The sequence below is a fragment of the Aeromicrobium sp. PE09-221 genome, assembly GCF_002174305.1.
GTDB lineage: Bacteria > Actinomycetota > Actinomycetes > Propionibacteriales > Nocardioidaceae > Aeromicrobium.
The window spans coordinates 36,075-60,257 of the sequence record NZ_MIJB01000012.1; the positions used below are offsets into that span (position 1 = coordinate 36,075).

Consider the following 24,183-nt stretch of genomic DNA (forward strand, 5'->3'; position numbering starts at 1 on the left):
CGAAGGATGTGCTTTCGTGGCTGTCGGGGCAACCGCAGAGGCACATCCTTCGTCGGCCGCCCACGGAGGATGCGCCGTGGGGGTGGTCGCTACGACCACAGAGACACATTCTCCGTGTGGTTACGGACGCGTGGCGAACCGGGTGAGGAGCACGCCGCCCGTCGCCGTGCTGCTACCTGCCGGTAGTGTCGCGCCGTGGGCGTCATGCATCTCATTCGTCATGGTCAGGCCTCGTTCGGCAGCGACAACTATGACGTGTTGTCGTCGCTCGGCGAGACGCAGTCCAGTGCTCTGGGTCAGGGGTGGGAGGCTGGGGGATTCGTCCCCACTCACGCGGTGGCCGGTTCGATGAGGCGGCACGCGCAGACCGCGATCGCGGCGATCGATGCGTGCGGTGGGCCGGACGGCTATGACATCGATGCCGGCTGGAACGAGTACGACCATGTCGGCATCGCCACCTCGCACGATGCCGGGGCGCTCGGTCTGGACAGCAAGGCCTTCCAGCGGCTGCTCAATCAGGCAATCGCGGACTGGCGTTCCGGCGTGGGTGAGTACGACGAGCCGTATGACGCCTTCGTCGGTCGTGTCATGGGGTCCTTCGAAGCCGCGGTCGAGCTGGCGGGCCCGGGCCGCAGCGTGGCGGTGTTCACCTCCGGTGGACCGATCGCGATGGTCGTGTCGCACCTGCTGACCGGTGACGACTCGCTGTTCCAGCGCCTCAACGATGTCATCATCAATGCGAGCGTCACCACCGTCATCGCCGGATCGACCGGTCCTCGATTGCTGAGCTTCAACGAGCACACCCACCTCGCCCGCGATCTGGTCACCTACCGCTAGCACCTCGCCCGCTGCGGTCCACGATCGCTGTCCTGACATGTTCGCGCCCGCGACCCTGGGTGCCGCTGCCATACTCCAAGGAACAGCCGCCACACCTCGAGGAGTCCGCATGCGTCGTACCACGTTCATCTCGGGAGCCTCCTCCGGAATCGGCGAGGGAATGGCGCGCGTGCTGGCGGAGAAGGGTGGTCATCTCGCGCTGGCCGCGCGGCGCACGGAAAGGCTCGAGGCGCTCCAGGCCGAGCTGCTCGCGGCGCACCCCGGTATCGAGGTGAGCGTGCACGCCCTCGATGTCAACGACCACGAGCGGGTCTTCCAGATCGTGGGCGAGGCGGCTGCCGAGCACGGTGGGCTGGATCGCGTCATCGTCAATGCCGGACTCGGCAAGGGTGGCCGGATCGGCACCGGGAGGTTCGCGGCCAACCTGGAGACGGCTCAGACGAATGTGCTCGGAGCCCTCGCGCAGTGCGAGGCCGCGATGGAGCATTTCTATGACCGCAAGAGCGGTCACCTGGTGCTGATCTCGTCGATGTCGGCGATGCGCGGCATGCCGTCCTCGATGACCACCTATGCGGCCACCAAGGCAGCCGTCGCGCACCTGGCCGAGGGCATCCGGATGGATCTCATCGGTCGCAAGGGCCTGGACATCAAGGTCACGACCCTCTATCCCGGTTATATCGCCTCGGAGATGAACGCGGGTGTAGAGCAGGAGGCGAAGCTGATGGTCGATACCGAGACGGGCAGCCGGGCGCTCGTGGCCAAGATCGAGTCCGAGGTCGCCGAGGCCTGCGTGCCCACGCTGCCCTGGGCCCCCCTCGCTCCCGTCATGAAGCACGCGCCCCTCGGCCTGGTGAAGCGCCTCGTCTGACGCTCGGGCCCCCCGCCCCTGTCGTCTCGCCAAGCTAGCCAAACCTCACTTTGATGAGGTTTCCCTTGCTGGAATTGCAGTGTTTACCGTGCTTTGATTGAGTCATTCAAAGAAATCGTGAGAGGAATGATCATGAGCGCTGTTGACACCACCGCCACCCACACCGCGCACCCGCCCTTCACCGCTTCGGCGAAGATGGCCGAGCAGCTGCAGCAGTTGCACGTCGACCTGATCGATCTGCACATCGTGGGCAAGCAGGCGCACTGGAATGTCGTGGGCAAGAACTTCCGCGACCTGCACCTGCAGCTCGACGAGGTCGTCGACGCGGCGCGGGAGTTCTCCGACACCGTCGCCGAGCGCATGCGGGCCATCTACATCACACCGGACGGCCGCATCAAGACCGTGGCGGCGCAGTCCAGTCTGCCGGAGTTCCCGGCTGACGAGGTCGACACCACGGAGACCGTAGACCTCATCACCGGTGCTCTCTACGCCGTCGCGGCGACCGCGCGTCGCATCCACGACGATGTCGACGCCGAGGACCCGACCACGGCCGACATCATCCACAACATCCTGGAGCGCATCGAGCAGCTCGCCTGGATGATCGACGCCGAGAACCGCGTCGCCAACCAGTCGCTCCCGCGTCAGCGCAACGCCTGACCCACCCGCTGAGTGTGACGTTTGGACGCCGATTCCCCCGATTCAGCCGTCCAAACGTCACACTCAACGCGTAGGCGGGCTCAGTGGTTGCGGAGCTTGTCGATGAGCTGGTCCTTCTTCAGATCCGAGTAGCCCTCGATGCCGAGCTCTTTGGCACGCTCCTTGAGCTCCTCGACGGTCCAGTCCTCATAGGAACCGGCCTTGCCGCCGCGCTCGCCGACCTTCTTCTTGCCCTCATTGGCGGCCGCATTGGAGATGCGCGCCGCCTTCTCCTTGGAGGCTCCGTCGTCGCGGAGCTCCTCGTACATGTCCGGGTTCTTCAGGCTCGGGTTCTCCTCATTGTCCTTCCTGGCCATCAGAACACCCCCTTTCCGCCGGTCACGCCGAGCACCGTGCCCGACACATAGCTCGCGGTCTGGTCGCTCGCCAGGAACACGAAGGCCGGAGCGCACTCGGCGGGCTGACCGGCGCGACCGAGCGGCGTGTCCTGGCCGAACTGCTCGAGCTTCTCCGGTGGCTGCGTCGCCGGCTGCAGCGGTGTCCAGATCGGTCCCGGCGCGACGGCATTGACGCGGACACCGTGCGGCCCCGCCTCCTGGGCGAAGTTGACGGTGAAGTTGTTGATCGCCGCCTTGGTCGAGGCGTAGTCCAGCAGCGACGTCGACGGCTCATAGGCCTGGATCGACGACACATTGATGACATTGCCCCGTGTGGCGCGCAGATGCTCCAAGGCCTCGCGCGTGAGCACGAACATCGCCTTGAGATTCGTGTCGAGCACGCGGTCGATCTGCTCGTCGCTCATGTCGGTGATGCTGTCGCCGCGCGCGTACTGGAAGCCCGCGTTGTTCACGAGTACATCGAGCCCGCCGAGCTGCGAGACCGTCTCGTGCACGACCCGCTCGCAGGTCGCGGGATCGCGCAGGTCCGCCTCGATCGGCAGTGCGGTGCGCCCCGCATCCTCGATCCAGCGCGCGGTTTCGCGTGCGTCGTCGTTCTCCTCGGGCTGGTAGGTGAAGGCGACATCGGCCCCCTCGCGGGCGAAGGCGATCGCGACGGCGCGTCCGATGCCCGAGTCGCCTCCCGTCACGAGGGCGCGTTTGCCGGGGAGCCGGTCGTGACCCTCATAGGTGTCCTCGCCGTGATCGGGGCGGGGCGTCATCTCATGGGTTGAGCCGGGCGGCTCCTGCTGCTGGCGGGGAAATCCCTGCGAGAGTGCGGGTTCTGTGGTGTCGGGTGCAGGCATCGTTCAACCTTTCGCGTCGATCGGCTGGCTGCTTGGTCCAGTACCCAGGCAACCACCGATCGACGCGGCCCGCAGCTCAGGCCACGCGCAGCACCAGTTTGCCGGTGTTGTCGCCGCGGAAGAGTCCGAGGAGGGTGTCGCCGAAGGCCGCGACGCCCCCGTCGACCACGGTCTCGCGGGCCTGGAGCGAGCCCTCGGTGATCATCGTGCTGATGGCCTCGATCGCCTCGGGGTAGCGATCCTCGTAGTCGAAGACGACGAAGCCCTCCATCCGGGCGCGGAAGACCAGCAATGACATGTAGCGGCTCGGTCCGGGAGGCAGCGACTCGGCGTTGTACTGGCTGATCGCGCCGCAGATGACGACACGGGCACCGCGCCGCAGATTGGCTAGCGCCGCGTCGAGGATGTCGCCGCCGACATTGTCGAAGTAGATGTCGATACCATCGGGAGCGACGGCGCGGAGACGCTTGAGGACGTTCTCGTTCTTGTAGTCGATCGCCTCGTCGAAGCCGATCTCACGCAGCCATGCGGTCTTCTCCGGGCCTCCGGCGATGCCGATGACCCGGCAGCCGCGCGCCTTGGCGATCTGACCCGCGACGCTGCCCACGGCACCGGCGGCCGCCGAGATGACGACGGTGTCGCCCTCGCGCAGATCGCCGACATCGGTGAGACCGAAGTAGGCGGTGATGCCCGGCATGCCCAGCGCACCGAGCCAGGTGGGGGCGTCGGCGACCCCGAGGTCGATGCGGCTGACGCCATTGCCGTCGCTGAGGGCGTATTCGGTGACGCCGAAGGTGCCGGTGACCGCATCGCCCTCGGCGAAGTCCGGATGCCGCGATGCGACCACGCGTCCGGTGGCGCCGGCCCGCATGACCGCACCGATCTGGACCGGCGGCACATAGGAACGTACATCGTTGAGCCAGCCGCGCATGGCCGGGTCGAGGGAGATGTGGTCGATGCGGACCAGGAACTGGCCGTCCTCGGGGTCGGGCAGGCGGGCGGTGTCGAGCGACCAGGTCGAGGCATCGGGGAGGCCGGTCGGTCGCTGGGCGAGGGTGATCTGCTGCGTGGTTGTGGTCACGCAGCCCACTCTAAGCGCTTGCTTAGAGTTCGCGCCGATAGAGCGCCCACGGGGTGGCGCGCAGTAGCCGGGCCCATCGGCGCGATCTCTTAGCCCCCGTCACCCCTGGCGGGCTTTGAGCCGGGGGTTCTGCTTGTTGATGACATAGGTGCGGCCGCGGCGGCGGACGACCTGGGATCCGGGCTGGTTCTTCAGCGAGCGGATCGAGTTGCGGACCTTCATCGGTGCTCCTTCGGGTTGACGAGTCCCGCGTGGACCGCCGCCACGAGGCGGCGCGGGATGCGGACGGTCTCACCGTCGACGGTCACGGGGACCAGGTCGACGGGCTTGGCCTTCCACTGGCTGCGGCGATGCCGCGTGTTGCTGCGTGAGGTCTTGCGCTTCGGTACGGCCATGGGTCTCCTCCGTGGGTGTCAGGCGGCGCGCTGGATCGGGCCGAGCCAGGGGTCGAATCCGTCATCGGCCATGCTCCAGGCCAGGCCGCGCCGGGCGATCTCCTCGTCGGTGACGAGGCAGCGGTGGAACAGGGTGACGAGTTCGTCGATCTCATCGTCGAGGCCGGTGACCAGCAGCCGGGTGTGCGGTGGTCCGTCGGGTTGCGCCAGCGCGGTGCCGACGCTCAGCTGCCCGCCCGCCCCCGACCATTCGCAGGTCTGCCCGGGGCGTGATGCCAGCCAGAAGCAGCCGCGGGACCGGCGCGGGCCGCCGCCCAGCTCGGCGATGTGCTCGCGGAGCCGCGCAGGGTGGAAGGGCCGCTCGGACCGCAGCTCCACGGTCCAGGCCGTGCCATGCTCGATCAGTCCGATCGGCCGGGTGCCCATCGGATCGACCCAGTCCTCGGCGGCGTCGTGGTGGCGTGTCCGGCCCGGGTCGAGAGCGTAGGTGAGGTGGTCGGGGACGAGCCGAGCTCCTGGGCGGGCCAGCACCGAGATCAGGTCGACGCCTTCCTCGGGGAGCTCGCCGACGGCCAGCACGGTGTCCGCGTATTCGATCAGCGAACTGAGGGTCTCCGCGACGCTGCGCCCGTCCTCGGCCGAGGTATGGATCTCGCGTTCGATCAGCAGGTCGTCGCCGAGCAGGTCGTTCTCCCATTCGGGCCCGTCGACCACGGCGATGACCTCGCTGATCCGCAGCAGATCGCGGTACGCCGGGTCGTAGTCGATGACGCGGCAGATGCCGGTCGCGTCGGCACTGATCGGCAGGTGGGCGACGATCGACGTCCACCGTTCGGTGCGGGCGAGTCGCGCCAGTGTCGGCAGGATGTCCTCGCGCAGCGCGCAGCTGGCGCAGGCGTGGTCGAGGTCGATCTCCTCGCGTTCGACGATGCCGGTGCGGTCGGCGACCACGCGGGTGAGGGTCTGGTGGGCGACATCGATCGTGTGGTGGACCGCGACGGCGCCGGGGGTGTCCCACGCGAGGGTCAGCACGGTGCGTTCGACCGCCTCGGCGCGGGTGCCTGTGACGATCGCGACGGGGGTGGTCACCGATCCGCTCCGTAGCGTCGGTTGAAACGCTCGACGCGGCCCTCGGTGTCCATGACGCGTCCGCGGCCGGTCCAGAAGGGGTGGCTGGCCGCGGAGATGTCGACATCGATGACGGGATAGGTCCGTCCGTCGAGTTCGATGGTGTCGTCGCTGGTGGCCGTCGATCGGGTCAGCAGCGTGAGGCCGCCGGCGCGGTCGCGGAACACCACGGGCCGATAGGCGGGGTGGATGTCGCGCTTCATGGAGGACCTTTCTGGAGGATCGTTGACGATGATATCGTCATGGGAGTCATTCTCAATAAGGAGATCATATGTCACGTATCTGTCAGGTGACGGGAGCGGGTCCGGGCTTCGGCCATGCGGTCTCGCACTCGCATCGCCGCACCAAGCGGCGCTTCGACGTCAACATCCAGCGCAAGACCTACTGGGTGCCGAGCCTGAGCCGTCGAGTGACGCTGACGGTGAGCGCGCGCGGTATCAAGGCCATCGATCGCCGCGGTATCGACGCCGTCGTCGCGGAGATCCGGGCCCGAGGGGAGCGCCTATGAGCTCCAAGGGTTCCGATGTCCGTCCGGTCGTGAAGCTCCGGTCGACCGCCGGGACGGGCTACACCTATGTCACGCGCAAGAACCGCCGCAACGACCCCGATCGTCTCGTGCTGCGCAAATTCGATCCGGTGATAAGGCGACATGTCGACTTTCGGGAGGAGCGCTGATGGCGAAGCGCAGCAAGATCGTCAAGAACGAGCGGCGTCGTGAGCTGGTGGAGCGACATGCCGAACGCCGGGCCGAGCTCCGGCGCGCCAGTAAGGACACGTCCCGGCCGATGGCCGAGCGGATGGCCGCGTCACGGGCTCTCGCCAAGCTGCCAAGGGACTCCGCGGCGGTGCGCTTCCGCCGCCGGGACCAGGTCGACGGTCGCCCGCGCGGGCACATCGGCAAGGCCGGACTCTCCCGGATCCGGTTCCGTTCGTCGGCCCATGCCGGGGAGCTTCCGGGCATCACCAAGTCCTCGTGGTGAGCGGCTCCGCCTCGCCCGGCCTCGACGGAGGTTGGGCGAGGCGGTAGACTGATGCGGAACGAGCGCGCCGCGACCACGCTGGCTGACGCTCGGCCCGACGAAACTGCGCAATACTGCGTGACTTGGTAGCGGGCATCCGCAACGTCTGAGAGTTCTGTGAATCACCCTTCCGGCAGCCCCGTGCTGCCCACCTTTTCTTCCTCCTTCGATCTTCCCAAGCCGCTCGTGACGGCGCTGATGCGTCAGCAGATCACCAGCCCCACTCCGGTCCAGGCCGCCGTCATCCCCGACGCGCTGGAGGGCCGCCACGTCCTCGGGCGTGCACGCACCGGCTCGGGCAAGACGCTGGCCTTCAGCCTTCCCGTCCTGGCCCGCCTGGCCGATGGATCGAGCCGCCGGCAGCGTCCGCGGGCGCTCATCGTCCTGCCGACGCGTGAGCTCGCCACGCAGGTCCAGGAGGTCATCAAGCCGCTCGCGATCCCGCTGGGGCTGCGTGTGCTGACGGTCTACGGCGGTGTGCCGATCAACCGTCAGATCCGCGACCTGTCCCGTCCGGTCGACATCCTCGTCGCCACTCCCGGTCGCCTCGGCGACCTGATCGATCGCGGCCAGGTGAGCCTCGACGATGTCGAGATGACCGTGCTCGACGAGGCCGACCATCTGTGCGACCTCGGCTTCTACAAGCCCGTCGACGCGCTGCTGTCCAAGACGCCCAAGGACAGTCAGCGACTGCTCCTCTCGGCGACCCTCGACGGCGATGTCAACCGGCTCGTGCAGAAGCACCTGCCGCAGCATCGTCTGCACGAGCTCGACGAGCTGGCGGGACAGCCCGTCACGATGGAGCACCATGTGCTGCTGGTCCCCGGTGACCAGCGGTCGACGACCCTGACCTCGCTGCTCGAGGCCAATCCCCGCACGATCGTGTTCACGCGCACCAAGCGTGGCGCGGCGCGGCTGGCGCGTCAGCTGACGCAACGGGGAGTCGAGTCCGTGGACCTGCACGGCGACCTCGACCAGCGTCGCCGCGAGCGCAATCTCGCCAAGTTCACGCGCGGTGATGCGACCGCGATCGTCGCCACCGATGTGGCCGCACGCGGCATCCATATCGACGGCATCGGCCTGGTGGTCCACTACGATCCGCCGGCCGAGCACAAGGCGTACCTGCACCGCTCGGGCCGCACGGCGCGCGCGGGGGAGAAGGGCACCGTGGTCACGGTCGCCACTCCCGAGAACCTCAAGGACGTCATCGTCCTGCAGCGCAAGGCCGGGGTGGAGGCGCGTCATCACGATGCCGCCACCGCTCCGTCGCCGATGACGGTCGATGCGCTCTCGGGCGCGGGTCGGCCGGCCCCAGTGGAGGACACCCCGGCGCGCCGGGGCGGGCCCAGTGCCCAGGGTCCGGGAGCGAACGGCAACAACCGCAATCGCAACCGGAACCGTAATCGCAACCGGCGCCGCAGCGGTGAGCGCCGCCCGGCCCAGGTCTGACCCACCCGGCGAGCGCGCCGATCTTCCGTCGCGCTCGCAAGGAAACCGACGTTGCGAGGTGGGCAGCTCGCCGAGTGGTGCAAATTCGCCCCGGACTCGATGAATCCGGGGCGAATTTCCACCACTCGCGGGCAGAATTGCACCGCTCGGCGGGTGCCCGCGGACCGACGGGAGCCCTCGATAGCGTGGGGACATGACCCGACATCCTCGTGCCGCCTGGATCGTGTTCGGTCTTCCCGTCATCATCGGGCTCGCCGGAGCCGGCCTCGTCTGGAGCTGGTCAGGTGATCTGCCGGACCAGATCGCCCGGCACTGGGGTGGATCGGGAGCCGCCGACGGGTTCAGCTCGCTGACCGCATCCATCGCCACCACGCTGGCAGTCGGTCCCGGCCTCGCGCTCCTGGCGGGAGCCGTGATCTGGGCCCTGAAGGTGCCCAGTCGCGTGACCGCCGCGATCACGGTGGGGCTGACCTCCTTCGTCATCGGACTCGACCTGGCGACGACGGGCGCTCAGCGGGGTCTCGAGGACGCGAGCGATGTCGAGCTCTCGACCTGGTGGTTCCTCGTCGCGATCGGCGCGTCCGTCATCGGATGCGTCGCCGGTGTTCTCCTCACACCCCGCGATCGCTATGAGGGCAGTCGTCCCGACGATCCTGTCCCTGCCGCGTCGAGTGCGAACTGGTCCGGTGTCGTGCGCAGCCAGGTGTTCCTGGGCATCTCGGGCGTGATCTCCCTGGCGGGTGTTGCGTTGCTGTTCTTGCCCTCGCTCGGGTTCATGATCGGCGTCATCTTGGTACTCACCGGCCTGCCGCTGCTGGCTACGGCCTGGTGGCGCGTGAGCATCGACCAGCATGGGGTGCGGCTGCGCACTTTCCTCCCCTGGCCCGTGTGGCGGGTCACCGCGGACCGGATCACGGGAGCCGAGCTGACGACCATCGGCCCCGGCGATGTCGGCGGCTGGGGCCTGCGGATGACTCCGCGCGGCACGAGTCTGGCGTACCAGCGAGGCGAGGCCGTGGTGATCCACCGTCGCGATGCGCGGCCTCTCTCCATCGTGATCGACGATGCGTCCGGTGCCGCCGCGGCGGTCAACGCCCAGATCCGCGCTGACTGACGCTCGTCGGCGGCGCGCTCTAAGCTGACCTCATGCCCGAGATGCCCGAGGTCGACGCATTGGTCGGCTTCCTGCGCGAGCGGTGTGTCGGGGCGGTGGTGGCCGACATCGAGCTCGCCTCCTTCGCCGTGCTCAAGACCTTCGATCCGCCGCTTTCGGCGTTCACGGGACTCGCCGTCACCGATGTCGTCCGGCACGGCAAGTTCATCGACATCGATGTCGACGGACTCCATCTGGTGATCCACTTGGCCAAGGCCGGATGGATCCGCTGGTCCGATCAGCTCGTCGACAAGCGCCTCAAGATGGGCAACGGTCCCATCGCGATGCGGCTGCGTCTCGATGCCGGCGACGGCCCGCGCCTCGGCTTCGATCTCACCGAGGCCGGCACGCGCAAGGGTCTCGCGGTCTACACGGTGCGCGATCCGCGGGAGGTGCCCGGCATCGCGGCCCTCGGGCCGGACCCGCTGGCTGAGGGCTTCGAGCTGGGTCCGCTGCTGGCCCGCAAGATGCAGGTCAAGCGGTTGTTGCGGGATCAGAAGATCATCGCGGGCATCGGCAATGCGTACAGCGACGAGATCCTGCACGCCGCGCGGCTCTCTCCTTTCGCGATCGCTGAGCAGCTCGGCGACGACGAGGTCGCCCGCCTCGAGTCGGCGGTGCACGATGTCCTCACCGAGGCGATGGCCGCCGCGGCGGGCAAGCCGGCATCGGAGCTCAAGGACTCCAAGCGCGCCCGGATGCGGGTGCATGGCCGCACCGGGGAGACCTGTGATGTCTGCGGTGACACGATCGCCGAGGTCGTCTTCGCCGACTCGTCATTGCAGTATTGCCCCACCTGTCAGACCGGTGGGAAGCCGCTCAAGGATCGCAGCACCAGCAAGTTCCTGAAGTAGGTCAGTCGAGGGCCACGAGCGAGACCGCGAGGGTCGCGAGGATCAAGCCCATGCCTTGCCAGGCGGCGATCCGCTCGCGCAGCAGCGATGCCGCGAGCAACACGGTCGCGGCGGGGTAGAGCGAGGACACCACCGCCACCACGGAGAGCAGTCCGTGCCGGGTGCTGAGGAAGAAGGTGACTCCAGCGATCACGCTGAGCACGCCCATGACCAGCGCGGGTCGCGATGCCCGGTCGGGTCTCCACGGTTGCCGGAAGGCGATGGCGGTCGTCACGAGGAGGATCAGCGAGGTCACGTAGATGACGGGGAAGTGCCACATCCCCGTGCCGTCGCCTACGTGGGCGAGCGCCGTGAACAGTGTGCCGAAGCCCAGCCCTGCGAGCACGGCATCGAGGATTCCGCTGCGACGGGACGTGTCCTCGTCGACCGGACGCGAGATGAGCGCGATCGCGGGGAATGCGCAGAGGATCCCGGCGCCGGCCAGGAGGGTGGGGCGCTCACCGAGGCCGAGACCCGCGGCGACGGGGATGAGGGCGGTGCCCACGGCCGAGATGGGTGCGACGACGCTCATACGTCCGCCGGAGAGACCCCGGTAGAGGAACACGGTCCCGAAGCCGTTGCCCGCTCCCGCCACGACGGCCGTCGCGATGTCGTGTCCGGTCAGCCGGCCTCCGATGCCGAGCGCGATGCTGAGCATGAGCAGGAGCGAGACGCACTGGGCGAGGATGGCGACCTGCCAGGGCGATGCTCGCTTCGAGGTCATCCCGCCGACGAAGTCCGAGACGCCGTAGGCGAGTGCGGAGAGGAGCGACAGGGCGATGGCCACCTCCGCACACTAGTCGTTCCCTTGCCGGTCGGTGGCGGCCCGGGCGCCCGTCACGCTCGTTGCGAGCGTGAGCGGTGACCTACGCACCTCTCGCCAGCGCGGGCGGTGGGTGAGACACCTCTCGACGCCGCTGAGAGGTGCGTAGGTCACCGCCCGCGAGTGTGCGGGACGGCGCGGATTGCCGGGGGATCACTAGGCTGGGGATATGCGCAGGAACGGCAAGGACGGGATGGGCTCGCGGGCGAATCGTGCCGTCGACGACATGGCTTCCCGGGTCGACGGGCAGACGGCCGATGCGTCGGTGCGGGCTGCTCAGGTCATCACGCTGGCGGTCAGGCTGCTGCGGTGGCCGACGCTCGCCTTGATCGTGCTGCCGCTGCCGTTCATCGCCGGGCTGTTGATGATCGCGATCGTCGAAGGCAGCGGCGTGCGGTGGGTGGCGCTGGCTGTTGCCCTCGTGCTGGGGCTCGTGGTCTTCATGTTCGGCTTCCGTCGCTGGCGGATCCTGCAGGCGGTCACCGAGCCGGACCGGCTGGCCACCGAGCTGGGCATCGCGGTGAGCATGAGCGGCAAGGTCGAGGATGCCCGGGGCGCGTTGCTGCAGATCACCGGAGGAGACGGCGGTACTCGGGTGTTCTCGAGGTTGCGGGGCGTCTGGAACACGGCCGGTCTGAGCGGCAAGTGGATCGACAGCGTCGGCGACCTGCCGCGGGCACGCTACTTCTTCCCCCCGCGGATCGGCACCACGGTGACGATGGCGATCGCGGCCGCGTGGGTGGTGCCGATCTCGTTCATCGCCTTCCTCCTCGTCGGCATCGCCGCCCTTGCCAACTGACGTTTCTCCCCGCTGCGGCGACGGAGGATGTGACTCCACGGTTGCCATGAGCGCCCCGGAGTCACATCGTGCGTTTCTCGCCTGGTCGAGGATGTGACTCGAGGGCCGTTATGGCAACCCTCGAGTCACATCCTCCGTCGGTGCCTCGGGGGTCGGGCGTTCGAGGGCTACCGTGGGCGGCGGTAGCCCATCAACCTCATAGAGCCCGGATAACGTTGACCACGTACCGCCATCGATCGCGCGCGGGCGGGGACTCGCGTGAGCGGTGACCTGCGCACCTCTCCCTCGGCTGAGCGGTGACCTACGCACGTCTCGCGCGCGGGTGAGAGGTGCCTATCTCACCGCTCCCGGCGTCGAGGGTGCGTAACTCACCGCTGCGGGTCACTCGACGGTGAGACCGGCTGCCGGTGCCGTCTTGGCCGCGCGGCGGGAGGGCAGCACCGAGGCCAGCACGCCCGCGACACCCGCGAGGCCGACGATCGCCAGCAGTTGACCGACCGGCACGTTCAGGCCCGCGGCATCGGTCAGCTGCCCGATCAGCACCTCGACGCCGATCCAGCCGAACAGGGTCCCGATCGCCACACCGAGCACTGCCGCCGCCACGGCCAGCAGGATCGCCTCGATCGTGAGGGTCGCGCGCAGCTGTCGCCGGGTCACGCCGAGAGCGCGCAGGAGTGCGTTCTCCCGCCGGCGTTCGAGCACCGAGAGACCGAGGGTGCTGCCGATCCCGACCAACGCGATGAGCACCGCGATGCCGAGGAGTCCCACGACGACGGCGGTCATGATCGTCATCTGCTGCTCGATGAATCCCCGCTGCTCGATCGACTGGCTGAGCTGGAGATCGAGCCCCGTGGCGACGGCCTTGAGATCGCCGACGACCTCGCTGGGGTCCGCCCCGGCGCTCGTGCGGATCCATGCCGCGACCGGCACGGGTGTGCCGGTGATCGAGCGCATCGTGTCGGTGGAGACGAGCGGCGTCTGTCCGTAGTCGCCGATGCGAGCATCGAGGGTCAGCTGCCGGTTGCCGGCATCGAGGGTCACCGTGGTGGGGAACTCGAGCTGCTCGGCGATGTCGTCACCCAGCAGGATCTCGCCATCTGCCGGGAGCCGTTCGGTGTCGTGCAGGATCGACGTGTCCCGAGGTGTGGAGGCTACCGGGGTGGTGATGCCGTCGATGCTTCCCATCGTCCCGGCGAGGGTGGTGACCTCCTCGACATCGGGAACGGTCAGCAGCCGGTCGACCGTGTCGGCGGGCAGCTCGGTCTCGGCGGACACCGCGGCATCGACCGGATAGCTGACGCGGTTCTCCTCGGCGATCGCGCTGGAGGTGCTCGCCATGCCGACGACGACCGCGCTCGTCAGGGTCACGCCGACGAGCAGTGCCGAGGTGGTGGTGGCGGTGCGCTTCGGATTGCGGATGGCGTTGTCGGTCGCGATGCGGGCGGTGGCACCGGCGAAGGGGCGTGCCAGTGCTCCGGCGGCGCGGATCATCGGCGGGACGATGGCAGGTCCGAGGACGAGGATGCTGACGAAGGACAGGACACCGCCGCCGAGCATGGCGACGAGGCTCTGGCTCACCACGGCGAGGATCAGCAGCGCCGCACCGGCCAGCAGCAACCCGATCCCGCCTGCGATGCGCGCGGGTCCGGCGGCACCGCCGGATCCGGTGCCTTCCGCGGGGCGAAGGGCCGCGAGGGGGCTGACCCGGGTGGTGGCCCGGGTCGGGAACCAGGCCGCGATGACCGTCACCAGGACGCCGACGGCGAAGCCCGCGAGCAGCCAGGGTAGCGGGATACCGGGATTGCCCAGGGGAACGCTGTCGAAGGCGGCGCGGACGGCGCTGATCGCGCCGAAGGAGAGTGCCAGGCCGCCGACGATGCCGGCCATCGCGGAGACGATGCCGATGGCGAGCGATTCGACGCGTACGGATCGTCGTACCTGCGCGTGGGTGGCGCCGACACAGCGGAGCATCGCGATATCGGAGGTGCGCTGCGCGAACAGGATCGAGAAGGTGTTGGCGATGACGATGGCCGCCACGGTCAGGGCGATGGTGACGAAGATCAGCAGCATGTAGGTCAGGACATCGGTGCCCTGGAGCATCTCCTGCTGGCGTTCGGCGATGTAGTCATCGGCGGTCACGACGCGTGCATCGGGCGCGGCATCGAGGACGGTGCCTTCCGCGGAGCCCTTGACGAGCACTGAGTCGGTCCAGAAGGAGCCGAGTCGACTCACGTCGTCCCAGGGGGCGTAGTAGTCGGCTCGCATGAGGGCTTCACCGGAATCGACGATGCCGACGACCTGGAAGGTCGTGCCGGAGATCTCGACGCTGTCGCCGATGGCGGCACCGTTGCTCTTCGCGGCCTGCCGGTCGACGACGATCTCACCGGGGGCTCGAGGCCAGGTGCCATCGGTGAGGGTCTGCCAGCGCAGGGTGTCGTCATCGGCTGCGACACCGACTGTTCCCGCGTCTTCGGAGGCGTAGCCGATGGGTGAGGCGATGCCCCCGTCGGCGTCGACCGCGTCGACGATGGCAGCGGCGTGGTCGGGTTCGTAGACGTCCGCGGCGACGAGGTCGGCGCCACGGTATGGAGTGCCGACGCCGGCGGTGAGTCCGTCCTTGGCGGAGGTGTTGAGGGCGCCGATGGCCACGATGAAGGCAACGCCGATCGCGACGGCGAGGAAGGCGGCCACGTAACGCCGCTTGTAGAGGCGCAGGGAGGCGAGCGTGACGGTACGCATCAGGCGCGTCCCCCGCGCAGCGCGTCGACGAGGGCCTCGGGGGTCGGGCGTTCGAGCCGGGCGCGGATGCGGCCGTCGGCGAGTACCAGGACGTCGTCGGCGTAGCTGGCGGCGTCGATCTCGTGGGTGACCATGACGACGGTCTGGCCGAACTCGCGGCAGGAGCGTCGCAGGAAGTCCAGTACCTCGCGGGAGGACTCGCTGTCGAGGTTGCCGGTCGGCTCGTCGGCGAACACGATATCGGGGGTGGTGACGAGGGCGCGGGCGATGGCGACGCGCTGCTGCTGGCCGCCGGAGAGTTCGCTGGGGCGGTGGTCGAGGCGGTCCCGGATGCCGAGGACGTCGACGACATGGTCGAAGCGGTCTCGGGTGGCGTCGTCGGCGCGGCGCCCGGCGAGGTCGAGGGGGAGCCAGATGTTCTGGCGTGCGGTCAGCATCGGCAACAGGTTGAAGGCCTGGAAGACGAAGCCGATGTGGTCGCGCCGGAAGCGGGTGAGGGCGGTGTCGTTCAGCGTCTGGAGGTGCTGGCCGCCGACGGTGATGTCACCGCCGGTGGGGGTGTCGAGTCCGGCCAGGCAGTGCATCAGCGTCGACTTGCCGGACCCCGAGGGGCCCATGATGGCCGTGAATCGTCCGGCGGGGAGGTCGAGGTCGACACCGCGCAGGGCGTGGACCTCGGTGCTACCGCGCCCGTAGGTCTTGGTGAGGTCACGGGCCCGTGCTGCGGTGCCGGACAGGACGGAGGATGTCGCGGTCTGTGTCATACCTCGACATTAGGAAAATCCCGTGGTTCCAGGCGTCGGTCGAGAGGCGGAAGCTGACGTGGTCCGCGGGCGGACACGGATCGCCGGTGTCCACCCACGGGATGACGTGGTGGGAGCCGTCAGCGGGCTCCGCGTTCGACGCTCGGGATCTCGGCGGGCCACGTGGTGGGGATGAGGTCGTCGATCGTGACGTCGAGGGCGCGGCAGAGCGAGACCAGTGTGGTGAGTCGCGGGTTCAGCGCGGCGCCGGGACGTGCGACGCCCTTCTCGAGCTTCTGATACGTGAAGGTGGCGATATTGGCGGCCCGCGCGACCTTCTCCTGGCTCATGCCCTTGGCGAGCCGCGCGGCCTTGATGCGCGCGCCGATGTCGACCGCGAACTCATCCCAGGTGTAGTTGCTGCTGCTCATGCTGCCCTCTCAAGGTGGCCGTTTCAGAATTGTCACTTGCAGAATACCAATGGGATATCCCGGTGGTCATGCGGACTCGCCTGAGTCCGGCAGCTCGGAGATGTCCTCGGTCGCCCAGGGGAGCGGAAGCAGGTCACCCGGCTGGATCTCGAGCACCGCACAGAGACGCTCGATCGCCTCGACCCGCGGTGCGAGCTCGAGGGGCGTGCCCTGTTCGAGCTTGGCGTAGTGCACCGAGGACAGACCGGCCTTCTGGGCGATGCTCTCGGCCGCTTCGCCACGTTGCTCCCGTGCCGCCCGTAGCACCGCGGAGGTGGTGTCGGTGTGGTCGTTCCAGTCGATGATGCGCTCTGCCATCGGATTCTCTCTTTGCGGATCGGTAGGCCCAACTGATGGAGGCCATCTGTATATGAGTCTGCACCATCACGAAAGCGGACGATGATGTGCCTCATCCTAGGGGTGTTGGCGGTTGTGGTCACCTGCTCTATCCCAAGGCCTCAGCGAGGGCCGCGACGAGGGTCAGGATGTGACCGGTTGTGGCCCGCTCACCCGACCGCAGACGGGCCACGGATGGCCATATCGTGGACATGGTGAAGGGATGGGATGGTGGCTGAGCGGTTGCAGATGACCGAGGAGTTCTCCTCGGCTTTGTCGGTGCTCGAAGCGGGCGGCAATGTGTTCGTGACGGGCAAGGCCGGCACGGGCAAGTCCACGCTCATCCGGCATTTCCTCGCGGGCACTGAGCGCAATGTCGTGGTGGCGGCACCGACCGGGATCGCGGCCCTGAATGTGGGCGGCTATACGCTGCACCGCCTGTTCGGCTTCACTACGACGACAGGAGTGGAGGAGGTGCGGGGTGGGCGGTACTCGCCTGGGCGGTTCACGAAGGCGTTGAAGGCACTGGACACGCTGATCGTGGACGAGGCGTCGATGGTGCGGGCGGATGCCTTCGACATGGTGGCGGCCGCCCTGGAGCGCTTCGGTCCCCGTCCGGGGGAGCCCTTCGGAGGGGTGCAGCTGGTGCTGGTGGGCGATCTGTTCCAGCTGCCGCCGGTGGTGCAGGAGGCGGAGGCGCCGCATTTCTCGTCCCGGTATGCCACGCCGTATTTCTTCTCGGCGGATTCCTTCGACCGGGCGAGGTTCCCGACGGTGTCGCTGACGCACGTCTTCCGTCAGCAGGGTGATGAGCAGCTGACCTCGATCCTCAATGCGATCCGCGAGGGGGTGCTGGTCGATCAGGCTCGCGAGGACCTGAACGCGCGGGTCGATCCGGACTTCGTGCCGCCGGCCGATGAGTTCTGGCTGACCCTGGCGACCACCAACCGGATCGTCACGGCACGCAATCGGGAGCGGTTGGCCTTGCTGCCGGGGGAGGAGTTCGAGCAGCTCGCGCAGGAGTCCGGCGATCTCGGGACCTTCGATCCGCCGACTGATCGGGTGATCCGTTACAAGGTGGGCGCCCAGGTGATGATGCTCAACAACGACCAGGCGGGGCGGTGGGTCAACGGCACGCTCGGCCGCATCGTCGAGGCTGGGTCGGATGGGGAGGTGACGGTCGAGCTCGCCGACGGCGCGTATGTGGACGTGGAGCCGCATGTGTGGGAGGTGACGCGGCCGGTCGTCGACGGCGGATCGCTGCGTCATGAGGTGGTGGGGACGTACCGGCAGTTGCCGTTCAAGCTGGCCTGGGCGATCACGATTCACAAGAGCCAGGGGCAGACCCTCGATCGGCTGGTGGTCGATCTGTCCGGGGGGACCTTCGATGTGGGCCAGGTGTACGTGGCGTTGAGCCGGGCCACGTCGACCGAGGGGCTGGTGTTGAAGCGGCCGGTGTTCCCTCGGGATCTGAAGATCGACCGCCGGGTGATGCGGTTCCTCCACGAGCCGGCAGCGGGGGGTGAGCGGAGGTTCTGCGCCTTCGAGGTGGCGTTCGTGGGTGACGAGGGGCGGATGTCGCGGCCTCGTCCGGTGGAGATCGCGGTGGCCTTCGACGATGGAACGGCGGTGAGCACCCTGATCAATCCCGAGCGTGATCTCGCCGGAGCCCGCTCGCAGTTCGCGATCACCGCCGATGATGTCCTGCTGGCCCCACGGCTGGCCGAGGCATGGGCGGTGCTGGCGCCCCTGCTGGAGGGGTTCACGCCAGTGGGGCCTGGGATCGACGAGGTGCTCGGCAAGCTGGACTTCGAGTTGAAGCGGGGCGGTGTGGTGGTGCCGATGCCGCTGGGTGTGGACGTGCCGTTGTCGAGGGAAGAGGTCCTGCGGTTGCGGTCGGCGGATGCGGTGGAGCGGGCCGAGGCGGTCTTGGCGGCGCATGTGCGGCGTGAGCCGGCCGAGGTCGCCTCCTCGGCCTTCGTGTTCGCCGAGTCATCGCTCGAGCCGAGTTATCTCCTGCCGCGGGTGCGGTTGGTGCGGCCGCCGGGTCCGGAGCGGTTGCCGACGATCTCGGCGATCGTGCAGGTCAGCACGGCGCTCGGTGAGCTGCTGCTCGACGGTGTTCAGGCGGATGGGGCGCTCGATGAGTTGCATGCACCGGTGGTGCCTGAGGCGGTGGCGGCGCGGCTCGCGAGCGTGGTGTCGTCCGCGCCCGGCGTGTCGTCAGCGTTGGTCGAGCGGTTGCGGACGGTGGAGCGGTACCTGCGGGTGAGCTTCGTCGACGACCTGCTGTCCGAGCAGGCGCAGGCTCCGGGGGTGGCGGACCTGTTGGTGCCTGGAGCACGGGTGTGCTTCACCGGGACGGCGATGACTCCGGGTGGGCGGGTGCTGTCGCGTGAGGAGATGACAGCGATCGCCGAGCGTCAGGGTCTCGCGCCGGTGGGCAATGTCACCAAGACGAGGTGCGATGTGCTGGTGGTGGCCGAGCTGGGGACGCAGTCGGGCAAGGCGCGCAAGGCGAAGCAGTTCGGCAAACCGGTGTTGTCGGCGGAGGAGTTCTTCGCCTGGGCAGGCGTCAGCTGAGGAGTTCGGTTGGGGTCAGCCGTACGGGGAGCGGTTCGAGGGTCTCGAAGGCTTCGTCGCCGACCGCCCGCGCCGTCGCGTGGTAGTCGCCGTCGTCGAGGGTGAGGGCGCTGATGGAGGGCTCGTCGGGGTCGACGATCCAGTAGTGAGGGCATTGGGCTCGGGCGAGGCGGTCGCGTTTGAGCAATAGGTCGATCGAGCGGGTGGACGGCGAGAGGATCTCGACCGCTAGGAGCGGCGCGGTGGGCAGATCATGTTCGGTGACGTCGGTGCGGAGCGCGACCACGAGATCGGGCTGGATGACGGTGTCATCGGCGAGGATGACGTCGACCGGTGCGTAAAGCACCTCGAGCTCGGGAGGGCAGGATGCACGCAGCGCTAGGTAGAGATTTCCACTCGCCCGCTGATGGGCGGTCCGCGGCGCGGGGCTCACGATGAGCACGCCGTCGATGAGCTCGTAGCGGTGGCCGTCATCGGGCATCGACTGGAGGTCGTCGCGCGTGAGGGCCCGTCCTCGCGGAAGTCCCAGGGGCTGGGCGGCCGGCGTGGTCATGGTCACCATCGTAGGTCTCCTCCTCGTCCATGACCACGAGTCAAGCGCCGGACGGTAGCCGGTCTCCAGGGCCTCACGTGATCTGTGGATGGCTGGACTTGTTCGAGAATCTGTGGATAGCCGACTGGAGGCGGAAGCGAAAACAACTTGGGCGGGCACCTCACGGTGCCCGCCCAAGCCTGCTTGGTCGCGTGGAGAGCATACTCTCCCGGGGGTGACCATCGCGACCGGGTCCGGTGGCGTCGGTCCAGACTGCCTCATTCGGGCCGGTGGAAGACCCGCTTGGTGAGTGCTTGGACATCGCGGTCCAGATGGGTGAGCTTCGTGTTCGTGGTCTCGAGCTTCGCGCTGACTTCCGCGCGGAAGGACTCGAACTGCTGGTCGATGCCCTCGAAGCGATGGTCGATGCCTTCGAACCGGGCGTGAAGGCTGGCCATCTCGGCTTTGAGGAGTCGCGTGAACCAGCTGGTGATCAGTCCGGCGAGCGTGAAGAACACTGCGATCGTGCCGACGATCATGGCCCAAACCTGCGCCTCGTTCAACGTGATCACCTCTCCAGTGTGGATTACTGGTGCCGAGCCTGCCAAGGGATCGACCGGTGAGCCAGCGGGTGACCCGGGGTTGTGGATGGCCTTGACGGGCGGCCTTCCTGTGGACGATCGCTCAGTGCTCGAGCGCGCGAAATTGAGCTAAGGTTCCGTTTATGCGACGAATCCTGCTGGCCCCGGTGGTGGCGGTGGCCCTCGGGGTCGTGTCGGCCTGTACCGAGGATCCTGTTCAGCAGGGCAGGCAGGAATCGAGTGCTGATGTGGATGCGCGCGGCGACCTCGAGTTGACCCAGGAGAACTTCGTCCAGGAGGTCAAGGCCGCACTCGTGGAGGCGGGCACCGTCGAGTTGACGTGGACCAATTCGATCGGTGATCAGGAGATCGCGGTGGAGGGCCGCATGGTGATCGCCGAGGATGCGGGGGACCGCGCGGCAGCGCTCACGATGGACCTGCCCGGCCCGGGCGGTCCGGGTGCTTCGCAGCTGGATCTGAGATTGGTCGATGAGGTCGTCTATGTGAACCTGGGCCAGGCGACGGACGATGACTTCTATCGCGTAGAGGTGAACGGTGACTCGGCGCAGGACGCGGAGGACTTCATCGCGATGCTCGATCAGGCCGACCCCGTTCACCAGCTGGAGATCCTGCGTGATGCGGTGACCGGGTTCTCCGAGGACGGCGATGGCGGCGAGATCGACGGTGTCTCGACGACGCGCTACGTGCTGACCGTCGATTCGATGGCGATGCGCGAGGCGCAGGGTCTTGATCCGGAGGGCACGATCGAGCTGCCGCGGAACGTCGATTACGTCTTCTCTATCGGACCGGACCTTCTCCCGCGGCGTATGGAAGTGGAGATCCCCTCGGCGGGGGCCTCGACGATGGAATGGCGTCGCTGGGGTCAGGACGCCGTGATCGAGACGCCGGATGGCGCTCTGTGAGGGCTGAACCGTCGGAATGGTCCACGAACGGATCGATGGCGCGAGAAGGCGTCAGCGGCCGAGGGCGGTGAGGACGCGCTCGCGCACGATCTCCTCGGCCTCGTGATTGCGGTTCCGCGCCTCGGCGACGAGCGGCTGTACCCGCTGTCGAGATTCGGCCAGCTCCCGCCTGTTCAGCCATGGCCAGGGTGGGCGGGGGATGTCGAGGGAGTCCAGGAAGTGACCGGTCACCTGGCCCGGCCAGGAGCGCGTACTGGTGTCGGAGCGGCCCAGGTGGGTCCTACGCGAGAGGGTGCCGAAGAGGTCGAGGCTGGCGTCGACGAGGACGATGCGGTCGGGGTCGTAGTGCTCGCGCGACTTGTACGCCTCGAAGGACTTGACCTGCACGCCGATGACCTGTGCTCGCGGGACGTCGAATACGAGGAAGTCCGCATTGGCCGCGCCTGCGTAGGCCTCGAACTGGGGAGGGGCGGGGAGCACGGTGAGTCCCGGCTCGGTGCGGGCCACGCTGAGAAGTGTGATGAGCGCGTCGGCCTCGGCGAGGTTGCCGGTGATGGCCTGTCGGAGGGGTTCGACTGCCGGGAGGTAGAGCGCTTGGGCCGCGTAGAGGCGGCGTCGATGCTCGATGGTGACGGAGGCGTTGTTGGCGAGTCCGATCTGTGAGCGCAGCGAGGCATCGGGGTGGAGGGCGCCGCCGGTCAGTATCGCGTGCCATTGGGATTGTGTGTGCCCGAACATCTGCACGGTCCAGACGCCTCCGCTGAGGATCCGGGCGTAGTGCTGTTGATCGACGGTGAGTAGCGGTTCCTCCTCGTAGCGCTCGGCGCGGTCGGGCGGCAGTCCCTCCGTGGTCTCGCGGACGAAGTCGGCGAGCACGCGCTGGTTCCGGTCGAGGTCGGGCACCGTCGGGGTCTCGGAGATGGAGGCGAGGACTCTTTCATGGTGCTGGTGGACCACGGTGTCCAGGGAGAGGGCTCGACTGACGTAGAGATCGCTGAGGCGCCTGGCGTCGGCAGGGGGCATCAGGGCACCGGACTGGAGTCGGCGGTAGAGGCGTTGGCCGAACCGCGCGAGGAAGTCGTGCATCTCGATGAGCTCGGCGGGGGCGAGCTGCGTCCTGGCCCATGGGTTCTCGGGGACCTCGGGCCGATACGCCTCGGCGAAGCTGCGAAAGTCCACGGGGTTCCTTAGTAGGCCGAACCCTGTGTGGGCTCGATGATTCAACGATGTCCAGCGTGACAGGTGATGGTCAGCCGAGGTCATTCTATAGGTGATGTGGCGGGTCGAAGGCGGAGCCGATCGGGGGTCGCGAGGGCGATTTTTTATCACCAGATGACAACTTCGGGTTACAGACATCAGACGATCATCCGAGTTTGGCGATTTCGCTTGCGCGTGAGGTTCATCACAGGTCATGGTGTGGCTCATGACACATCGGACGCAGCGGTCCACTCCGCTCCCCTCGCCGGCCGGCCCCCGCCGCACCGGACTGCGGCCGAGTGAGGTTCAGACACCACAGGAGGATGTATGAAGAGCGTTGTGTCATCGAGGCGGCGTCGGTCGACGATCGTCGCGAGTGCGATCGCGGTCATGGCTGGTCTGGTCTTCGCGGCAGGCGCGCCGGCCAATGCGCAGCAGGCCAATCCCACATTGAATGTCGACTATGACGCGGTGGGCAGCACCCACATCGGTGCGGGGGTCAATGCCTCCATGCCGATCGGCCCGACGACGCTGAAGTCGAAGCTGGACGTCGTCACCGGTGAGATCGTCGACGGCTCGATGGATATCCCGAGCCAGGTCATGGAGTTCAGCATCCTCGGTATTCCTGCCCAGGCGCGGGTCACGATGACCCAGGCCGGCCCGCTGACCGGTGCTCTGCTGCAGACCGACCAGCTCGGCAAGGCACGGCTGGAGTCGAATGTCTCGTACAACATCAAGATCAGCGACGTGAAGGCGCGCGTGCTCGGCATCTGGTGGCCGCTCGCCGTGGGCAGCAACTGCCGCACGATCGATCCGGTGAACATCTCGGCGAGCACGCCCGAGGGTGAGTTCTTCACGATCAACGACGGCGGCCGGGTGACCGCGACGTACACGATCGGCAACCTCACCGGTTGCGCGCCGTTGAACTTCTTCGACATCCCCGGATTCTTCCCCTGGTTCGGTTCGATCCCGCTCAACGCGATCGTTCCGGGCAGCAACAACACCCTGGACCTGCAGCTGTCGAACCCCCGCATGGGCGGTGTGTGAGACCGCTGAGGAAAGGCGCTGGCCATGGCATGGGATTGGCGGGCGCCAGCACTCCACAACAACACAACGATGTGAGGAGAACACGATGAACAGCATTATCAAGAAGACCCTGGTTGCCGCGGGAACCGGTGTCGGCGCCCTGGCCACGGTCGCGGCGATGTCCAGCCCGGCCAGCGCCGCGACGGTGGATGTCTACTTCGAGGGCAACGGCATCGACTTCACCGCTGTCCAGGCGGGTCAGACGCTGTCCTGCCCGCAGTTCGATCTGGGTGGCACCTACGACGATGTCACGGGATCCGGTGTGCTCGACGACCTGACGGCGAGTGGTTGCACCAACCCGATCGCCGGGTCCACGTCGGTCGTCCCGAATGGCACTTGGGAGTTCGAGGGTGACTCGTCCGGAGCGGCGACGATCTCGGAGATCACCGCTACGGTCACGGCGGCAGGCTGTGTCTTCGATGTCGCCGGCTCGGTTAACGGCACCTTCAACGAGGGCTCGCAGACCTTCGAGGTGGGCACGTCGGCGGTCCAGATCTCGAACACCCCGTCGGGCTTCCTCTGCCCGATCCTCGGTGTTGCTCAGGGTCAGGACATCGAGATCGATGGCAGCTGGACCAACACGGGCGGCACGATCATTCTCCCGTGACGATCAACCGGAGTTGATCTCTGGACTCATGCCGGGGTGCT

At 67.7% G+C, this 24,183-nt stretch carries 29 protein-coding genes; 14 read left to right on the forward strand and 15 right to left on the reverse strand.

Annotated elements, in window-relative coordinates:
* Nucleotides 1–204 precede the first annotated feature (204 nt).
* The 3 genes from BHE97_RS07085 to BHE97_RS07095 all read left to right on the forward strand — a co-directional run bounded on the left by BHE97_RS07085 (nucleotide 205) and on the right by BHE97_RS07095 (nucleotide 2,362).
* Nucleotides 205–837: a histidine phosphatase family protein gene (locus BHE97_RS07085; protein WP_236757574.1), complete on the forward strand. Its 633-nt coding sequence runs from the start codon at nucleotides 205–207 to the stop codon at nucleotides 835–837.
* Between the two features lie 109 nt (nucleotides 838–946).
* Nucleotides 947–1,705 (forward strand): SDR family oxidoreductase, encoded by a 759-nt coding sequence (locus BHE97_RS07090; RefSeq protein ID WP_087623338.1) that lies wholly within the window; start codon nucleotides 947–949, stop codon nucleotides 1,703–1,705.
* 132 nt (nucleotides 1,706–1,837) lie between these two features.
* Nucleotides 1,838–2,362, forward strand: a complete 525-nt coding sequence (locus tag BHE97_RS07095; protein WP_236757569.1) for a DNA starvation/stationary phase protection protein — start codon at nucleotides 1,838–1,840, stop codon at nucleotides 2,360–2,362.
* 80 nt (nucleotides 2,363–2,442) lie between these two features.
* Here the strand turns inward: BHE97_RS07095 and BHE97_RS07100 are convergent, their stop codons facing one another.
* From BHE97_RS07100 to BHE97_RS07130, 7 genes are all read right to left on the reverse strand, one after another.
* The gene (locus BHE97_RS07100) at nucleotides 2,443–2,718 is read right to left on the reverse strand and encodes a Rho termination factor N-terminal domain-containing protein (RefSeq protein ID WP_087623340.1); all 276 of its coding nucleotides are present in this window, start codon (nucleotides 2,716–2,718) and stop codon (nucleotides 2,443–2,445) included.
* The gene (locus BHE97_RS07105) at nucleotides 2,718–3,605 is read right to left on the reverse strand and encodes an SDR family oxidoreductase (RefSeq protein WP_087623341.1); all 888 of its coding nucleotides are present in this window, start codon (nucleotides 3,603–3,605) and stop codon (nucleotides 2,718–2,720) included. The genes BHE97_RS07100 and BHE97_RS07105 overlap by 1 nt, the downstream gene beginning before the upstream one ends.
* 76 nt (nucleotides 3,606–3,681) lie before the next feature.
* The gene (locus BHE97_RS07110) at nucleotides 3,682–4,686 is read right to left on the reverse strand and encodes an NADP-dependent oxidoreductase (RefSeq protein WP_170931315.1); all 1,005 of its coding nucleotides are present in this window, start codon (nucleotides 4,684–4,686) and stop codon (nucleotides 3,682–3,684) included.
* Nucleotides 4,687–4,785: 99 nt separating this feature from the next.
* Nucleotides 4,786–4,908, reverse strand: a complete 123-nt coding sequence (gene ykgO, locus BHE97_RS07115) for a type B 50S ribosomal protein L36 (protein ID WP_087623343.1) — start codon at nucleotides 4,906–4,908, stop codon at nucleotides 4,786–4,788.
* On the reverse strand, nucleotides 4,905–5,081 hold the full coding sequence (rpmF, locus tag BHE97_RS07120) for a 50S ribosomal protein L32 (RefSeq protein WP_087623344.1): 177 nt from the start codon (nucleotides 5,079–5,081) through the stop codon (nucleotides 4,905–4,907). The genes ykgO and rpmF overlap by 4 nt, the downstream gene beginning before the upstream one ends.
* Nucleotides 5,082–5,099: 18 nt before the next feature.
* Nucleotides 5,100–6,170, reverse strand: coding sequence for a GTP-binding protein (locus tag BHE97_RS07125; RefSeq protein ID WP_236757570.1), 1,071 nt, complete (start codon nucleotides 6,168–6,170; stop codon nucleotides 5,100–5,102).
* A complete protein-coding gene (locus tag BHE97_RS07130; RefSeq protein ID WP_087623346.1) occupies nucleotides 6,167–6,412 on the reverse strand; it encodes a type B 50S ribosomal protein L31 in 246 nt (81 codons plus the stop codon). The genes BHE97_RS07125 and BHE97_RS07130 overlap by 4 nt, the downstream gene beginning before the upstream one ends.
* A gap of 68 nt (nucleotides 6,413–6,480) precedes the next feature.
* On the opposite strand from BHE97_RS07130, the gene rpmB reads away from it, so the two are divergent.
* The 6 genes from rpmB to BHE97_RS07160 all read left to right on the forward strand — a co-directional run bounded on the left by rpmB (nucleotide 6,481) and on the right by BHE97_RS07160 (nucleotide 10,684).
* On the forward strand, nucleotides 6,481–6,717 hold the full coding sequence (rpmB, locus tag BHE97_RS07135) for a 50S ribosomal protein L28 (protein ID WP_087623347.1): 237 nt from the start codon (nucleotides 6,481–6,483) through the stop codon (nucleotides 6,715–6,717).
* Nucleotides 6,714–6,884, forward strand: a complete 171-nt coding sequence (gene rpmG / locus BHE97_RS07140; RefSeq protein ID WP_087623348.1) for a 50S ribosomal protein L33 — start codon at nucleotides 6,714–6,716, stop codon at nucleotides 6,882–6,884. Before rpmB ends, rpmG begins: the two co-directional genes overlap by 4 nt.
* A complete protein-coding gene (gene rpsN, locus BHE97_RS07145) occupies nucleotides 6,884–7,189 on the forward strand; it encodes a 30S ribosomal protein S14 (protein ID WP_087623349.1) in 306 nt (101 codons plus the stop codon). The genes rpmG and rpsN overlap by 1 nt, the downstream gene beginning before the upstream one ends.
* Nucleotides 7,190–7,345: 156 nt before the next feature.
* Nucleotides 7,346–8,677 (forward strand): DEAD/DEAH box helicase, encoded by a 1,332-nt coding sequence (locus BHE97_RS07150; RefSeq protein ID WP_140400016.1) that lies wholly within the window; start codon nucleotides 7,346–7,348, stop codon nucleotides 8,675–8,677.
* Between the two features lie 193 nt (nucleotides 8,678–8,870).
* Complete coding sequence (locus BHE97_RS07155; protein WP_087623351.1) at nucleotides 8,871–9,791, forward strand: DUF1648 domain-containing protein; 921 nt, start codon at nucleotides 8,871–8,873, stop codon at nucleotides 9,789–9,791.
* Between the two features lie 32 nt (nucleotides 9,792–9,823).
* Entirely contained in the window at nucleotides 9,824–10,684 is an 861-nt protein-coding gene (locus BHE97_RS07160; RefSeq protein ID WP_087623352.1) for a DNA-formamidopyrimidine glycosylase family protein, read from the forward strand.
* A gap of 1 nt (nucleotide 10,685) precedes the next feature.
* Here BHE97_RS07160 and BHE97_RS07165 read toward each other — a convergent pair whose 3' ends face one another.
* A complete protein-coding gene (locus tag BHE97_RS07165) occupies nucleotides 10,686–11,510 on the reverse strand; it encodes a DMT family transporter (RefSeq protein WP_087623353.1) in 825 nt (274 codons plus the stop codon).
* Nucleotides 11,511–11,715: 205 nt separating this feature from the next.
* Between BHE97_RS07165 and BHE97_RS07170 the strand changes: the two genes are divergently transcribed.
* Nucleotides 11,716–12,345 carry a hypothetical protein gene (locus BHE97_RS07170; protein ID WP_140400017.1) on the forward strand — a complete coding sequence of 210 codons (630 nt, stop codon included), beginning with the start codon at nucleotides 11,716–11,718 and terminating at the stop codon, nucleotides 12,343–12,345.
* Nucleotides 12,346–12,726: 381 nt separating this feature from the next.
* On the opposite strand, the gene BHE97_RS07175 is transcribed toward BHE97_RS07170, so the two are convergent.
* The 4 genes from BHE97_RS07175 to BHE97_RS07190 form a co-directional block, all read right to left on the reverse strand.
* A complete protein-coding gene (locus tag BHE97_RS07175) occupies nucleotides 12,727–15,084 on the reverse strand; it encodes an FtsX-like permease family protein (protein ID WP_087623355.1) in 2,358 nt (785 codons plus the stop codon).
* Complete coding sequence (locus tag BHE97_RS07180) at nucleotides 15,084–15,848, reverse strand: ABC transporter ATP-binding protein (protein WP_087623356.1); 765 nt, start codon at nucleotides 15,846–15,848, stop codon at nucleotides 15,084–15,086. Before BHE97_RS07180 ends, BHE97_RS07175 begins: the two co-directional genes overlap by 1 nt.
* 119 nt (nucleotides 15,849–15,967) lie before the next feature.
* Nucleotides 15,968–16,258 (reverse strand): helix-turn-helix transcriptional regulator, encoded by a 291-nt coding sequence (locus tag BHE97_RS07185; protein WP_087623357.1) that lies wholly within the window; start codon nucleotides 16,256–16,258, stop codon nucleotides 15,968–15,970.
* Between the two features lie 66 nt (nucleotides 16,259–16,324).
* On the reverse strand, nucleotides 16,325–16,615 hold the full coding sequence (locus BHE97_RS07190) for a helix-turn-helix transcriptional regulator (protein ID WP_087623358.1): 291 nt from the start codon (nucleotides 16,613–16,615) through the stop codon (nucleotides 16,325–16,327).
* 249 nt (nucleotides 16,616–16,864) lie between these two features.
* On the opposite strand from BHE97_RS07190, the gene BHE97_RS20965 reads away from it, so the two are divergent.
* Entirely contained in the window at nucleotides 16,865–19,216 is a 2,352-nt protein-coding gene (locus tag BHE97_RS20965; protein WP_087623389.1) for an AAA family ATPase, read from the forward strand.
* Here BHE97_RS20965 and BHE97_RS07200 read toward each other — a convergent pair.
* Together BHE97_RS07200 and BHE97_RS07205 are read right to left on the reverse strand one after the other, a co-directional pair.
* Nucleotides 19,209–19,769, reverse strand: a complete 561-nt coding sequence (locus tag BHE97_RS07200; RefSeq protein ID WP_087623390.1) for a Uma2 family endonuclease — start codon at nucleotides 19,767–19,769, stop codon at nucleotides 19,209–19,211. The two genes, BHE97_RS20965 and BHE97_RS07200, sit on opposite strands and share 8 nt — an antisense overlap.
* 257 nt (nucleotides 19,770–20,026) lie before the next feature.
* Nucleotides 20,027–20,320 (reverse strand): hypothetical protein, encoded by a 294-nt coding sequence (locus tag BHE97_RS07205; protein WP_140400020.1) that lies wholly within the window; start codon nucleotides 20,318–20,320, stop codon nucleotides 20,027–20,029.
* Between the two features lie 152 nt (nucleotides 20,321–20,472).
* Here BHE97_RS07205 and BHE97_RS07210 point away from each other — a divergent pair, with 152 nt between their 5' ends.
* Nucleotides 20,473–21,252 (forward strand): hypothetical protein, encoded by a 780-nt coding sequence (locus BHE97_RS07210; protein ID WP_087623360.1) that lies wholly within the window; start codon nucleotides 20,473–20,475, stop codon nucleotides 21,250–21,252.
* 51 nt (nucleotides 21,253–21,303) lie between these two features.
* Here the strand turns inward: BHE97_RS07210 and BHE97_RS07215 are convergent, their stop codons facing one another.
* Nucleotides 21,304–22,431, reverse strand: a complete 1,128-nt coding sequence (locus BHE97_RS07215) for a hypothetical protein (protein ID WP_087623361.1) — start codon at nucleotides 22,429–22,431, stop codon at nucleotides 21,304–21,306.
* A gap of 345 nt (nucleotides 22,432–22,776) precedes the next feature.
* On the opposite strand from BHE97_RS07215, the gene BHE97_RS07220 reads away from it, so the two are divergent.
* Nucleotides 22,777–23,496 (forward strand): hypothetical protein, encoded by a 720-nt coding sequence (locus BHE97_RS07220; protein ID WP_087623362.1) that lies wholly within the window; start codon nucleotides 22,777–22,779, stop codon nucleotides 23,494–23,496.
* Nucleotides 23,497–23,581: 85 nt separating this feature from the next.
* Nucleotides 23,582–24,142 carry a hypothetical protein gene (locus BHE97_RS07225; RefSeq protein ID WP_087623363.1) on the forward strand — a complete coding sequence of 187 codons (561 nt, stop codon included), beginning with the start codon at nucleotides 23,582–23,584 and terminating at the stop codon, nucleotides 24,140–24,142.
* Nucleotides 24,143–24,183 lie beyond the last annotated feature (41 nt).